Here is a 13,484-nt window from a genome sequence, read left to right as displayed (position 1 = left end):
CGGTGAGCAGTTTCCTGTCACCCATGCGGCGGACCGCCCCAGCCGCGCGCACCGCACGCTGGAAGATGACGCGGCTCAGGCCGGTCTCCTGGCTCGCGGGTCGTCGCAATCCCTCGCCTTCCCGCGCCCGATGGGCGCAGTGGCACGATGAAGGATCGCTCGCCGCCTACAGTTGCGGGCGCAGCGCCGGCTTGAGGCGCCAAAGGCGCCCGGACCGGCTTCCCTGTGCCGGGAGACTCCCGACACACCTGAACGGTTCGATAGGAGGGGCGCGCAACCGCTTTGTCAATCGCCGCCTTGGTCGGGAGCGGTACGGTTTACGCAGGCGTGCTGAGCTTGAGCCCGATCATGCCGGCGACGATCATCGACAGGCACAGCACGCGCACCGCATTGGCCGGCTCGCCATAGGCCGCCATGCCGACCACGATGCTGCCGGCGGCGCCGATTCCGGTCCACACCGCATAGGCGGTGCCGAACGGCAGCGACTTCAGGGCGATGCTCATCAGGCCGAAACTCGCGAGAATCGCCACCAGCGTGCCGAGCGCCGGCCAGAAGCGGGTGAAGCCGTCGGAGTGCTTCAGGCCCACCGCCCAGACGATCTCCATCAGGCCCGCTGCGAGCAGCGCGAGCCATCCGCTCACGGCGCGCGGCGCCGCGACGGCAGGGTCAGCACCGCGGCCTGCGCGTAGCCGCGATACGGCCTGTCGAATTTCAGCCCGGCGCCGGTGCGCACCGCGATCTGCATCAGCGTCGTTTCGAGTTCATCGCGGGGCGTGACGTCGAACAGCGCCAGCCAGCGGCGCAGTGCAGTGCGGATCGCCTGCGGCAAGCCACTCTGGTCGCCGAAATCGACGATGTGCAACTGGCCGCCCGGCTTCAGGCTGGCGACCGCCCGCTCGATCACCGCGGTCCAGTCCGGGATCATCGACAGGCTGTAGGAGATCATCACCCGGTCGAACGCGATCGGCTGGCCGAACACCGCCTGCGCGGTGAAGCTGGTGGCGTCGCCATGGGCGACCTTCGCCGAGCCGCTCAGCCCGGCGCGGGCGATGGCGCTGATCGCCGAAGTCAGCATCTCGGTCGACACGTCGAATCCATAGAAGCGCGCGTCCGGATAGCGGCTCGCCGCCGCGATCAGATTGCGGCCGGTGCCGCAGCCGATTTCCAGCACATTGTCCCCGGCGGCGGGCGCCAGGCCGGCGATCAGTTCGTCGCGACCGAGAAGATAGTACCGGCGAGTGGTATCATAAATGTGCCGCTGATAGCGATACATCCGGTTCATGCGCGACGTCGCGTCGACCGGCCAGGACGGATCAGCAGAAATTTCGGAGCGGATCATGGTCACGGAGTGCGCCCTCGATCTGGAATCATCCGCCATTCATCCCGTTTTGCGACGACATGTTGATGACAGACGCTGCGGCGCGATGCGCGGACTGTCGTAAAACTGCAGTGCGACGCGGCTATTCTCGAACGATTGCCGATTCGAGGGTGGTATGAATACGCAGCAGCTCATCGCGGACGCGGTCCGCAACAGCAAGGATCGCAGCGAGTCGACGATCTGGGATCGTCTGTTTTCGATCTGGTTCCGCCGTCTGGTCTATACCCAGATCTGGGAAGACCCCGAGGCGGATCTCGCGGCGCTGCAATTGCCGATCGGCTCCACCATCGTGACGATTTCCTCGGGCGGCTGCAACGCGCTGTCCTACCTCACGGCGAAGCCCGCGCAGGTGTTCGCCGTCGATCTCAACGAGGCGCATCTCGCGCTGCTGAAGCTGAAGCTCGCCGGATTGCGGGCGCTGCCGGACTACGAGCAGTTCTGGCGCTTCTTCGGCGAAGGCACCGCCGACGACAATGCCGATCTGTATCGGCAGCGGCTGCGGCCGCAGCTCGCCGGCGACGCGCGCAGCTATTGGGACGAGCGCGATTTCCGCGGCCGCGCGCGCTATCGCTACTTCACCGATGGCTTCTATCGTCACGGCGCGCTCGGCAGCTTCATCGGCTTCGCGCATCTGCTGGCGAAATTCGCCAAGATCGACCTGTCGGTCCTGCTGAAGGCGGCGCCGGACTCGCCCGAGCGCAAGGCAGCGCTGCAGCAGCTCGATCGTCTGTTCCACTCGCGCTTCGCCAGACTGCTGACGCGCACGCCGGCGCTGCTGTTCAGCCTCGGCATCCCGCCGCAGCAGCGCGAACTGCTCGGCGGCGACCAGCCGCTCAACGAGGTGCTGCATCAGCGCCTGCTGCGGCTGATCAACGTCTATCCGAACGAGACCAATTACTTCGCCTGGCAGGCGCTGAGCCGGAGCTATCCAGGGCCAGGCGATACCTGCCTGCCGCTGTATCTGCAGCGCAGCCGCTACGCGCAGATGCGCTCGGGCGCCGGCCTGATCATTCCGGTCCACGAAAACCTGCGGGTGTTCCTGGAAAATCTGCCGGCCCGGCAGATCGACGCCGTCGTGCTGCTCGACTCGCAGGACTGGATGGCGCCGGACGAGATCCGCGCGCTGTGGGACGCGATCGACCGCTCCGGCAAGGATTCGGTGCGAGTGATCTTCCGCACCGCGGGCGCCGAATCGCCGCTGGAGACCGACGCGCTCGCGCCGCTGCGACAGGTCTGGCAGCGCGACGCCGAGCGCAGCGCGATCGGCTTCGACCGCGACCGCTCGGGGATCTATGGCGGCTTCCACTGCTACGCGCGAGCAAACGCGGGCTGATCCGGCGGCGCGCAAGCGAGAGCAAGACAGTGCCACAGCCACCTCTCCCGGTTGCGGGGGAGGTCGGATCGCGTAGCGATCCGGGTAGGGGAAGCTGACTCTCGACGGAACACTCGATCAGTGCCTGCGGTGCCCTCACCCCAACCCTCTCCCGCAAGCGGGAGAGGGAGCAGGCTGTGCCCGACGGGAAAGAGGGAGAGCGTGGCCATGTTCGTGGTCCCGTTCGGCCGCCTTGCCGAACCTGCTGCGATCGGGCAAGACTCGCGTCATACTTTCGCGAATTGATCGAGGCCGGTTTGATCGACAAGCTCGAGTTGCTGCTTGCGCTCGCCAAGGAACGCCATTTCGGACGGGCGGCGGAAGCCTGCGGCGTGACGCAGCCGACGATGTCGACCAGCATCAAGCAGCTCGAGGAGATCCTCGGCGTGATGCTGGTGCAGCGCGGTTCCCGTTTTCTCGGCTTCACGCCGGAAGGCGAGCGGACGCTGGACTGGGCGCGGAGGATCGTCGCTGATACCCGGGCGATGAAGCAGGAAATCAACACGCTGAAGGGCAGCCTCAGCGGAGAACTCCGGATCGCCGCGATCCCGACCGTGCTCGGCATGGTGGCGTCGCTGACCACGCCGTTCCGCGCGCGCTATCCGGATGTGCGCTTCAGCATTCAGTCCTGCACCTCCTCGGAAGTGCTCGGCCTGCTGGAAAATCTCGAGGCGGATGCGGGCCTCACCTACATCGAGAACGAACCCGTCGGCAAAGTTCGCACGATTCCGCTGTATCAGGAGAGCTACCGGCTGATCACCTCGCCCGACGGCATGTTCGGCGATCGTGATCAGGTGACGTGGAAGGAAGTCGGGCAGGTCCCGCTGTGTCTGCTGACGCCGAACATGCAGAACCGCCGCATCATCGACCGCGCGCTGCGCGAAGCCGGCACCGAGGCGCTTCCGACCCTGACGTCGAATTCGATCATCGTGCTCTACACCCACGTCAAGACCGGGCGCTGGGCCAGCGTGATGCCGGCGAAGCTCGCCGAAACGCTCGGCCTCGGCGACGGCGTGCGCACCATTCCGATCGTCGATCCGCTGGTGTCCTACAGCATCGGCCTGGTGGTGCCGCCACGCGAGCCCTACACGCCGCTGGTCGCCGCCCTGATGCAAACCGCGCGCGAGGTCGCGCCGTCGCTGCAGAACTGATCAGCGAGGAGACCTCGGCAATCTGGTTCAGGAGTGGGAGCTTGCTCGTCATTGCGAGGAGCACTCGGATCGGCGCTTCGCGCCGTCCGAGCACAGGCTCCGCGACGAAGCAATCCAGAGCTCCGTGCACCGGCCCTGGATTGCTTCGCTTCGCTCGCAATGACGGGGAGAGGCTTTTGTCCTGGTAACTGACGTTCTTGGCCGCGCTCCGAGCTGCCGCGCCATCGGGCGCCTCGAAGGATGCGGATCAGGGCCCCGTCATTATCGTTTCCCTATCGCAGCATTGGACAGCTTTATTGATTCTTTGAACGATTCTCATTTTCATCGGTCGCGAGACAACGCCGAAAAGAGCGCCGATGCATAATGAGACATGGGATCCGACCCGCGCCGCTGAGATCATCGCCGGGTTGACGCACAAGGAGGGGCCGACGCTGGTGATCCTGCACGCGCTGCAGGAAGCGTTCGGCTATGTGCCGGCAGCCGCCGAGCCGATGGTGGCGCAGGCGCTGAACCTGTCGCGCGCCGAGATCCACGGCGTGCTGACCTTCTATCCGGATTTCCGGCGCGAACCGCCCGGCCGCCACGTGCTGAAGCTGTGCCGCGCCGAGGCCTGCCAGGCCGCCGGCGGCGATGCGCTGGCGGCGCGGATCGAAAACCGGCTCGGGGTCGGGTTCGGCGCCACCACGGCGGACGGCGCGGTGACGCTGGAGCCGATCTATTGCCTCGGCCTGTGCGCCACGGCGCCGGCGGCTATGCTCGACGACCGCGTGATCGGCCGGCTCGATGCGTCGCGCCTCGACGCCCTGATGGCGGAGGCGCAGCGATGAGCATCCGCATCTTCATCCCGCGCGATTCCGGCGCGCTCGCGGTCGGCGCCGACGAGGTCGCGGCCGAACTGAGCCGCGTCGCGCATGAGCGCGACGTCTCGCTCGATCTGGTCCGCCCCGGCTCGCGCGGGCTGTATTGGCTGGAGCCGATGCTCGAAGTGGAGACACAGGCCGGTCGCGTCGCCTTCGGGCCGACCACGATCGCGGATGTGCCGTCTATCCTCGAAGCGATTTTGTCTGACGGCGATCATCCGCTGAAACTCGGCCTCACCGAGCAGATTCCCTGGCTGAAGCGGCAGACGCGCCTCACCTTCGTCCGCTGCGGCATCGTCGATCCGCGCTCGATCGACGATTATCGCGCCCATGGCGGCTACAAGGGGCTGGAACGCGCGCTGAAGCTGAGCTCGAACGCGATCATCGACGACGTCGTCAAATCCGGGCTGCGCGGCCGCGGCGGCGCCGGATTTCCGACCGGCACCAAATGGCGCACCGTGGCGCAGGCCGGCCGCGGCCAGAAATACATCTGCTGCAACGCCGACGAAGGCGACAGCGGCACCTTCGCCGACCGGATGCTGATGGAGGGCGATCCCTTCATGGTGATCGAGGGCATGACGATCGCCGGGATCGCGGTCGGCGCCACCAAGGGCTACATCTATATCCGCTCGGAATATCCGCACGCGGTGGAGGCGATGAACGCCGCCATCGAGGCGGCGCGTCGCACCGGCTATCTCGGCGATCACATCTGCCACTCGACCGATTCTTTCGATATCGAAGTGAGAGTCGGCGCCGGTGCCTATATCTGCGGCGAGGAGACCTCGATGCTGGAGAGCCTCGAGGGCAAGCGCGGCACGGTGCGCGCCAAGCCGCCGCTGCCGGCCCACAAGGGGCTGTTCGGCCGGCCGACCGTGATCAACAACGTGCTGACCTTCTCGGCGGTGCCGTACATTCTCGACGGGGGCGCGCAGGCCTATGCGGATTGCGGCATGGGCCGCTCGCGCGGCACCAAGCCGATCCAGCTCGGCGGCAACGTCAAGCACGGCGGGCTGTTCGAGGTCGCGTTCGGCATCACGCTGGGCGAACTGATCGACGACATCGGCGGCGGCACGCTGAGCGGCCGCCCGGTCCGTGCGGTGCAGGTCGGCGGCCCGCTCGGCGCGTATTTCCCACGGGCGCTGTTCGACACGCCGTTCGACTACGAGGCTTTTGCTGCAAGGAGCGGCATGGTCGGGCACGGCGGCGTGGTGGTGTTCGACGACACCGTCGACATGGCCAAGCAGGCGCGGTTCGCGATGGAGTTCTGCGCGATCGAATCCTGCGGCAAATGCACCCCGTGTCGCATCGGCTCCACCCGCGGCGCCGAGACCGTCGACAGGATCATCGCCGGCGACAAGCCCGCCGCCAATATCGCCGTGCTCGAAGACCTCTGCAACACCATGAAGTTCGGCTCGCTGTGCGCGCTGGGCGGGCTGGCGCCGATCCCGGTGCTGTCGGCGCTCACGCACTTCCCGGAAGATTTCGGCCTCGCGCCGCGCCGCCTGCAGGCTGCGGAATAAAGGACGCTCCATGGCTCTGGTTCAGGAAATCGACTACGGCACGCCGCGCTCACCATCGACCACGATGGTGACGCTGACGATCGACGGCCGCAGCGTCTCGGTGCCGGAGGGCACCTCGATCATGCGCGCCGCGATGGAGATCGGAACTGCAATTCCGAAACTCTGCGCCACCGACATGGTCGATGCGTTCGGCTCGTGCCGGCTGTGCCTGGTCGAGATCGACGGCCGCAGCGGCACGCCGGCGTCGTGCACCACGCCGGCCGCCGACGGCCTCGTCGTTCACACCCAGACCGAGCGGCTGAAGCAGATCCGCAAGGGCGTGATGGAGCTGTACATCTCCGACCATCCGCTCGACTGCCTGACCTGCTCGGCCAATGGCGATTGCGAACTGCAGGACATGGCCGGCGCGGTCGGCCTGCGCGACGTGCGCTATGGTTATAGCGGCGAGAAGCACCCCAATCCGGGGCTCGATGAGTCCAATCCTTACTTCACCTATGATCCGTCGAAGTGCATCGTCTGCTCGCGCTGCGTCCGCGCCTGTGAAGAAGTGCAAGGCACTTTCGCGCTGACGATCGCCGGCCGCGGCTTCGGCTCGGTGGTGTCGCCCGGCATGCAGGAGAGTTTCCTCGGCTCGGAATGCGTCTCCTGCGGCGCCTGCGTGCAGGCCTGCCCGACCGCGACGCTGAACGAGAAATCGGTGATCGAGATCGGCACGCCGGAGCGTTCGGTGGTGACGACGTGTGCTTACTGTGGCGTCGGCTGCACCTTCAAAGCCGAGATGCGCGGCGAGGAAGTCGTCCGCATGGTGCCCTACAAGGACGGCAAGGCCAATCGCGGCCATTCCTGCGTCAAGGGCCGCTTCGCCTGGGGCTACACCAACCACAAGGAACGCATCCTGAACCCGATGATCCGGGCGAAGATCAGCGATCCGTGGCGCGAGGTCAGCTGGGACGAGGCGTTTACTTACGCGGCGTCGGAGCTGAAGCGCATCCAGGCAAAATACGGCCGCGACTCGATCGGCGGCATCACCTCGTCGCGCTGCACCAATGAAGAAACCTTCCTGGTGCAGAAGCTGATCCGCGCCGGCTTCGGCAACAACAATGTCGACACCTGCGCCCGCGTCTGCCACTCGCCGACCGGCTACGGCCTCTCCACCGCGTTCGGCACCTCGGCCGGCACGCAGGATTTCGACTCGGTCGAGCACACCGACGTGGTGATGCTGATCGGCGCCAATCCGACCGACGGCCACCCCGTATTCGCCTCGCGGCTGAAGAAGCGGCTGCGTGCCGGCGCCAAGCTGATCGTGGTCGATCCGCGACGGATCGATCTGGTGCGTTCGGCGCATATCGAGGCCGCGCAGCATCTGCCGCTCAAGCCTGGCACCAACGTCGCCGTGCTCACCGCGATCGCGCACGTGATCGTCACAGAGGGACTCACCCACGAGGCCTTCGTGCGCGAGCGCTGCGACTGGAGCGAATACGAGCACTGGGCGGCGTTCGTGTCCGATGAGCGCAACAGCCCGGAAGCCACCGCGGCCTTCACCGGCGTCGCTCCGCAGGCGCTGCGCGAAGCCGCAAGGTTGTTCGCCACCGGCGGCAACGGCGCGATCTATTACGGCCTCGGCGTCACCGAGCACAGCCAGGGTTCGACCACGGTGATGGCGATCGCCAACCTCGCAATGGCCACCGGCAATCTCGGCCGCCCCGGCGTCGGCGTGAATCCGCTGCGCGGCCAGAACAACGTGCAGGGCGCCTGCGACATGGGCTCGTTCCCGCACGAACTGCCGGGCTATCGCCACATCTCGACCGACGCGGTGCGCGAAAGCTTCGAGGCGCTGTGGGGCGTGACGCTCAACAACGAACCGGGGCTGCGCATCCCCAACATGCTCGACGCCGCGGTCGACGGCTCGTTCAAGGCGCTCTACGTACAGGGCGAGGACATCCTGCAGTCCGACCCGAACACCAAACACGTCGCCGCCGGCCTCGCCGCGATGGAATGCGTCATCGTGCACGATCTGTTTCTCAACGAGACCGCCAACTACGCACATATCTTCCTGCCGGGCTCGACCTTCCTGGAGAAGAACGGCACCTTCACCAATGCCGAGCGCCGTATCCAGCGGGTGCGCAAGGTGATGACGCCGCGCAATGGGCTGGAGGATTGGGAAGTCACGCAGCGGCTCGCCAATGCGATGGGCTTCGCCATGAGCTACGATCACCCGTCGCAGATCATGGACGAGATCGCCGCCCTGACGCCGACCTTCGCTGGCGTCTCCTATGATCGGCTGGAACAGCTCGGCTCGATCCAATGGCCGTGCAACGAACGCGCGCCGGAAGGCACGCCGGTGATGCATATCGACGCCTTCGTCCGCGGCAAGGGCAAGTTCGTCATCACCGAATATGTCGCCACCGACGAGCGCACCGGACCGCGCTTCCCCTTGCTGCTGACCACCGGCCGCATCCTGTCGCAGTACAATGTCGGCGCGCAGACGCGGCGCACCGCCAACACGGTGTGGCATGAGGAAGACCGACTCGAAATCCATCCGCACGACGCCGAGCAGCGCGGCGTGCGCGACGGCGACTGGGTGCGGCTCGCCAGCCGCGCCGGCGAGACCACGCTGCGCGCGCTGATCACCGATCGGGTCGCGCCGGGTGTCGTCTACACCACGTTCCACCACCCCGACACCCAGGCCAACGTGGTCACGACAGAGTATTCCGACTGGGCCACCAACTGCCCGGAATACAAAGTGACGGCGGTGCAGGTGGCGCCGTCGAACGGTCCGTCGGAATGGCAGCGCGCCTATGAGGAGCAGGCGGCCGCGGCGCGGCGGATCGCGACGCCTGCGGAGGCCGCGGAGTGACGATGCGCCCGACCGTCCACACCGGCGCTACCCGGACCTGGCGGGGCGGCCGGATGCAGGACGGCGCCCGCACGATTCCCGAGGAGACGCCGGTCGCGATCAGCTACAATGGCGGCACCCACGCGGTGATGATGGCGACGCCGGCCGATCTCGAAGATTTCGCGATCGGCTTCAGCCTCAGCGAAGGCGTGATCGCGGCGCCGTCGCAGATCGACAGCTTCGAGATCGTCGAACTGGACGACGGCGTCGAATTGCGGATGTGGATCGGCGGCGCCGAGGGCGAGCGGCTGCAGCAGCGCCGCCGCCATATCGCAGGCCCCACCGGCTGCGGCCTGTGCGGCGTCGATTCGATCACCGAGGCGCTGCGCCCGGCGGCGATCGTGCGCGCCGGCGGCCGGTTCACGCCGCAGCAGATCATCGCCGCGATCGAGGCGATGCCGCCGCTGCAGACACTCAACATCGAGACCCGCGCCGTGCACGCCGCGGCGTTCTGGACGCCGGCGCGCGGCATCGTCGCCTTGCGCGAGGACGTCGGCCGCCACAACGCGCTCGACAAGCTCGCCGGCGCGCTGGCGCGGCAGCGGATCGCCACCGGCAACGGCATCGTGCTGCTGACCAGCCGCGTCTCGGTGGAGATGGTGCAGAAGACCGCCGCGCTCGGCGCGCCGCTGCTGGTCGCCGTCTCCGCACCGACCGCGCTGGCGGTGCGGATGGCGGAGGCCGCCGGCATCACGCTGGCCGCGATCGCGCGCGCCGACGGCTTCGAAGTGTTCACCCATCCCGGCCGCATCGGCGGCCGGACCAGCGAGGGAGCCGCCGATGTCGCCTGACCAGCTGGTCCATATGGCCAATCAGATCGGCACCTTCTTTCGCAGTCAGGGCCCGGACAGAGCGGTGCCCGGCATCGCCGAACACCTGAAGAAGTTCTGGGATCCGCGGATGCGCAAGGCGATCGTCGCGCATCTCGATGCGGGCGGCGAAGGGCTCGCGCCGGACGTGCGCGCGGCCGTGGAGGCACTGAAAACGACACAATAAGAAGACGGCAGGCGACGAGAAATCAGTCCGAAAACGGGCGATTCAACAGGGGAAGGAAACGACATGACAACCTTGGAAGGAGCCGGACGGCTGTCCGGCGCGCGGCCGGGTCTGCTCGATCGCGAACGCATCATCGCGGCCGCCGGCTACAATCGCTGGCTGGTTCCTCCGGCGGCGCTCTGCATCCATCTGTGCATCGGCATGGCCTACGGCTTCAGCGTGTTCTGGCTGCCGCTGTCGCGCGCCGTCGGCCTGTCCGCGCCGAAGGTCTGTTCGGACATGTCGATCTTCCAGGAGCTGGTGACGACGAGCTGCGACTGGCGCGTCGCCTCGATGGGCTGGATGTACACGCTGTTCTTCGTGCTGCTCGGCGCCTCGGCGGCGATCTGGGGCGGCTGGCTGGAGCGGGTCGGCCCGCGCAAGGCGGGCTTCGTCTCGGCGATCTGCTGGTCCGGCGGACTCGTGCTCGGCGCGATCGGCATCTACACGCACCAACTCTGGCTGCTGTGGCTCGGCTCCGGCGTGATCGGCGGCATCGGGCTGGGGCTCGGCTACATCTCGCCGGTGTCGACACTGGTGAAATGGTTTCCGGATCGCCGCGGTATGGCGACCGGCATGGCGATCATGGGCTTCGGCGGCGGCGCCATGATCGGCGCGCCGCTGGCCAACATGCTGATGAACTACTTCAAGACCCCGACCGACGTCGGCGTCTGGCAGACCTTCCTGGTGATGGGCCTGATCTATTTCGTGTTCATGACCATCGGCGCGTTCTCGTATCGGATCGCGCCGCCGAACTGGCGGCCCGAGGGCTGGACGCCGCCGGCCAAGGCCAACACCATGATCACCGAGCATCACGTGCATCTGCGCGATGCGCACAAGACCCGGCAGTTCTGGCTGATCTGGGCGGTGCTGTGCCTCAACGTCTCGGCCGGCATCGGCGTCATCGGCATGGCCTCGCCGATGCTGCAGGAGATCTTCGCCGGCAAGCTGATCGGCCTGCCCGATCTCAGCTTCAACCAGCTCTCGGCCGAACAGAAGACCATGATCGCCGGCATCGCCGCCGGCTTCGCGGGGCTGCTGTCGCTGTTCAACATCGCCGGGCGGTTCTTCTGGGCGTCGCTGTCCGACAAGATCGGCCGCAAGAACACCTACTACGTGTTCTTCATTCTCGGCATCGTGCTCTACGCGCTGGCGCCGACCTTCGCGGCGATGGGCAGCAAGGTGATGTTCGTGCTCGCCTTCGGCATCATCCTGTCGATGTATGGCGGCGGCTTCGCCACGGTGCCGGCCTATCTGGCCGACATCTTCGGCACCCAGTTCGTCGGCGCTATCCACGGCCGGCTGCTGACCGCTTGGGCGACCGCCGGCATCATCGGCCCGGTGGTGGTGAACTACATCCGCGAGGCGCAGATCGCCGCCGGCGTGGAGCGGGCGCAGGTCTACGACTTCACCATGTACATCCTCGCCGGGATGCTGGTGGTGGGCCTGATCTGCAACGCGATGGTGAAGCCGCTCGCCGACAAATGGTTCATGAAGCCGGAGGAAGTCGCCGCGCTGCAGGCCAAGGGCGCGGCGGCCAGCACCGGCGGCGGCTCCTACGGCATCGGCAAAGGCGGCCTCGACGCTCGCGCCGCGGCATTCTGGGCCTTCGTCGGCGTCCCGCTCGCCTGGGGCGTGTGGGTCACGCTGCAGAATTCGCTCAGGATCTTCTGAGTCGATACGATGATGCGGGACGGCGGCCCTTTGCCGTCCCGCACCGCGTCGGTCGATGGCCGACACCGGAGCGCTCCTCCGACTGATCATTCCGGGAATGCACTGCATCAAGTGCATCGCAGCGAGATTTCGCTTCAGCGAACTAATCGGCCGCGGCGGTGATCAGACGCAATTTGCTCGCAATCTTCCTTCTCAGTCGCCGCCGCTATGATAGCGTCTGTCGGCCGGCGCTCCGACGCCGGTGGCGATGCCCGGGCGGTGTCGACAACAATAATGCGGCTGCATCAGTGGGCCGTGCGAGGGAGTGACGCGATGAAATCGGTCTTCAAACGATCCGTGATTGCGTGCGCTGTGGTCCTGGCGACTGCGACGGTCCATCAGGCCGGCGCGCAGGGCCTCAAGAAATACGACTCCGACAAGAAGGACTTCTGGACCAATCCGCCGCCCGACTGGTTCCTGGGCGACGAGACGGAAGCGCAGAAGGGTCTCGCGCCGCCGGCCGGGCCGCCGACCGGCTCGTCCGACGCCGAACTCGCGGCGATGATGAAGAAGATCAAGCTGCCGCCGGGATTCAAGATCGAGGTCTACGCCTCCGGCGTACTCGCCGCGCGGCAGATGGCCTTCGGCGACAACGGCACGTTGTTCGTCGGCTCGTTCGGGCTCGGCAACGTCTATGCGATCACCGACAAGGACGGCAAGAAGCAGGTCAAGACCATCCTCAAGGGCCTGAAGATGCCGACCGGCCTCGCGTTCCAGAACGGCGCGCTGTACGTGATCGATATCGACAAGCTGATCCGCTACGACAACGCCGAGGCCAATCTCGACAAGCTCGGCGACGGCAAGGTGGTGTATGACGACATGCCGTCCTACGTGGCGCACGGCTGGAAGTATCTCGCCGCCGACAAGGACGGCTGGTTCTACGTGCCGTTCGGCCCGCCCTTCAACATCGGCCTGCCGCCGACCTCGCTGTCGCAAATCCGCCGCGTCGATCCCAAGACCGGCAACGCCGAACTGGTCGCGCTCGGCGTGCGCAATTCGGTCGGCGGCGACGTCGATCCGCGCACCGGAAAATACTGGTTCACCGAGAATGCCCGCGACTGGGTGAGCGACGACATGCCGAGCGACAAGCTCAACATGATCAGCAAGCTCGGCGAGCATTTCGGCTATCCGTATTGCCATCAGGGCGACATGCCGGACCCGAAATTCGCGATGGGGCACCAGTGCTCGGAGTTCACGCCGCCGGTGCTGAATCTCGGCGCCCATGTCGCTCCGCTGGGGATGAAGTTCTACACCGGCGATCAATTCCCCGCCGAGTACAAGAACAACATCTTCATCGCCGAGCACGGCTCCTGGAACCGGCACAAATATCAGGGCGCGCGGATCAAGCGGGTGATCGCCGATCCGGACGGCAAGAACGCCAGGCAGGAGATCTTCGCCGAAGGCTGGCTCGAAGGCGACCAGGGCTATCTCGGCCGCCCCGCCGATATCGTGCTGGCCAAGGACGGCGCGATGCTGGTGGCGGACGACTGGGCCGGCGCGATCTATCGGATCAGCTACAGTAAGTGAGTAGCTGGTCCGCCGCTTTGCTCACTTTCGTC

General features: G+C 66.6%; 11 protein-coding genes and 1 riboswitch. Of the genes, 9 read left to right on the top strand and 2 right to left on the bottom strand.

The window, feature by feature from the left end; genetic code table 11:
- Positions 1 to 60: 60 nt before the first annotated feature.
- Positions 61 to 267, bottom strand: a riboswitch (cobalamin riboswitch).
- 50 nt (positions 268 to 317) lie between these two features.
- The gene (locus SR870_RS20200) at positions 318 to 641 is read right to left on the bottom strand and encodes a multidrug efflux SMR transporter (RefSeq protein ID WP_322515292.1); all 324 of its coding nucleotides are present in this window, start codon (positions 639 to 641) and stop codon (positions 318 to 320) included.
- Positions 638 to 1,339: a class I SAM-dependent methyltransferase gene (locus SR870_RS20195; RefSeq protein ID WP_322518326.1), complete on the bottom strand. Its 702-nt coding sequence runs from the start codon at positions 1,337 to 1,339 to the stop codon at positions 638 to 640. The genes SR870_RS20200 and SR870_RS20195 overlap by 4 nt, the downstream gene beginning before the upstream one ends.
- Before the next feature lie 154 nt (positions 1,340 to 1,493).
- Between SR870_RS20195 and SR870_RS20190 the strand changes: the two genes are divergently transcribed.
- From SR870_RS20190 to SR870_RS20150, 9 genes are all read left to right on the top strand, one after another.
- Entirely contained in the window at positions 1,494 to 2,711 is a 1,218-nt protein-coding gene (locus SR870_RS20190) for a BtaA family protein (RefSeq protein ID WP_322515291.1), read from the top strand.
- 296 nt (positions 2,712 to 3,007) lie between these two features.
- A complete protein-coding gene (locus SR870_RS20185) occupies positions 3,008 to 3,901 on the top strand; it encodes a LysR family transcriptional regulator (RefSeq protein ID WP_322515290.1) in 894 nt (297 codons plus the stop codon).
- Between the two features lie 356 nt (positions 3,902 to 4,257).
- Complete coding sequence (locus SR870_RS20180) at positions 4,258 to 4,728, top strand: formate dehydrogenase subunit gamma (RefSeq protein ID WP_322515289.1); 471 nt, start codon at positions 4,258 to 4,260, stop codon at positions 4,726 to 4,728.
- Positions 4,725 to 6,281, top strand: a complete 1,557-nt coding sequence (locus SR870_RS20175; RefSeq protein ID WP_322515288.1) for an NADH-quinone oxidoreductase subunit NuoF — start codon at positions 4,725 to 4,727, stop codon at positions 6,279 to 6,281. Before SR870_RS20180 ends, SR870_RS20175 begins: the two co-directional genes overlap by 4 nt.
- A gap of 10 nt (positions 6,282 to 6,291) precedes the next feature.
- On the top strand, positions 6,292 to 9,138 hold the full coding sequence (fdhF, locus tag SR870_RS20170; RefSeq protein WP_322515287.1) for a formate dehydrogenase subunit alpha: 2,847 nt from the start codon (positions 6,292 to 6,294) through the stop codon (positions 9,136 to 9,138).
- 2 nt (positions 9,139 to 9,140) lie between these two features.
- Complete coding sequence (fdhD, locus tag SR870_RS20165; RefSeq protein ID WP_322515286.1) at positions 9,141 to 9,968, top strand: formate dehydrogenase accessory sulfurtransferase FdhD; 828 nt, start codon at positions 9,141 to 9,143, stop codon at positions 9,966 to 9,968.
- Complete coding sequence (locus SR870_RS20160; RefSeq protein WP_322515285.1) at positions 9,958 to 10,173, top strand: formate dehydrogenase subunit delta; 216 nt, start codon at positions 9,958 to 9,960, stop codon at positions 10,171 to 10,173. The genes fdhD and SR870_RS20160 overlap by 11 nt, the downstream gene beginning before the upstream one ends.
- Before the next feature lie 63 nt (positions 10,174 to 10,236).
- Positions 10,237 to 11,886 carry an OFA family MFS transporter gene (locus SR870_RS20155; RefSeq protein ID WP_322515284.1) on the top strand — a complete coding sequence of 550 codons (1,650 nt, stop codon included), beginning with the start codon at positions 10,237 to 10,239 and terminating at the stop codon, positions 11,884 to 11,886.
- Positions 11,887 to 12,198: 312 nt separating this feature from the next.
- Positions 12,199 to 13,452, top strand: a complete 1,254-nt coding sequence (locus tag SR870_RS20150) for a PQQ-dependent sugar dehydrogenase (protein WP_322515283.1) — start codon at positions 12,199 to 12,201, stop codon at positions 13,450 to 13,452.
- Positions 13,453 to 13,484: the final 32 nt, after the last annotated feature.

The organism is Rhodopseudomonas palustris (assembly GCF_034479375.1).
Lineage (GTDB): Bacteria > Pseudomonadota > Alphaproteobacteria > Rhizobiales > Xanthobacteraceae > Rhodopseudomonas > Rhodopseudomonas palustris_M.
This window is presented reverse-complemented; position numbering and strand designations above follow the sequence as displayed.

Coding starts and splice junctions, on each gene's coding strand:
- SR870_RS20195 (WP_322518326.1), bottom strand. CDS start 1,339: ATGATCCGCTCCGAAATTTCTGCTGATCCGTCCTGGCCGGTCGACGCG.
- SR870_RS20190 (WP_322515291.1), top strand. CDS start 1,494: ATGAATACGCAGCAGCTCATCGCGGACGCGGTCCGCAACAGCAAGGAT.
- SR870_RS20180 (WP_322515289.1), top strand. CDS start 4,258: ATGCATAATGAGACATGGGATCCGACCCGCGCCGCTGAGATCATCGCC.
- SR870_RS20175 (WP_322515288.1), top strand. CDS start 4,725: ATGAGCATCCGCATCTTCATCCCGCGCGATTCCGGCGCGCTCGCGGTC.
- fdhF (WP_322515287.1), top strand. CDS start 6,292: ATGGCTCTGGTTCAGGAAATCGACTACGGCACGCCGCGCTCACCATCG.
- fdhD (WP_322515286.1), top strand. CDS start 9,141: ATGCGCCCGACCGTCCACACCGGCGCTACCCGGACCTGGCGGGGCGGC.
- SR870_RS20160 (WP_322515285.1), top strand. CDS start 9,958: ATGTCGCCTGACCAGCTGGTCCATATGGCCAATCAGATCGGCACCTTC.
- SR870_RS20155 (WP_322515284.1), top strand. CDS start 10,237: ATGACAACCTTGGAAGGAGCCGGACGGCTGTCCGGCGCGCGGCCGGGT.
- SR870_RS20150 (WP_322515283.1), top strand. CDS start 12,199: ATGAAATCGGTCTTCAAACGATCCGTGATTGCGTGCGCTGTGGTCCTG.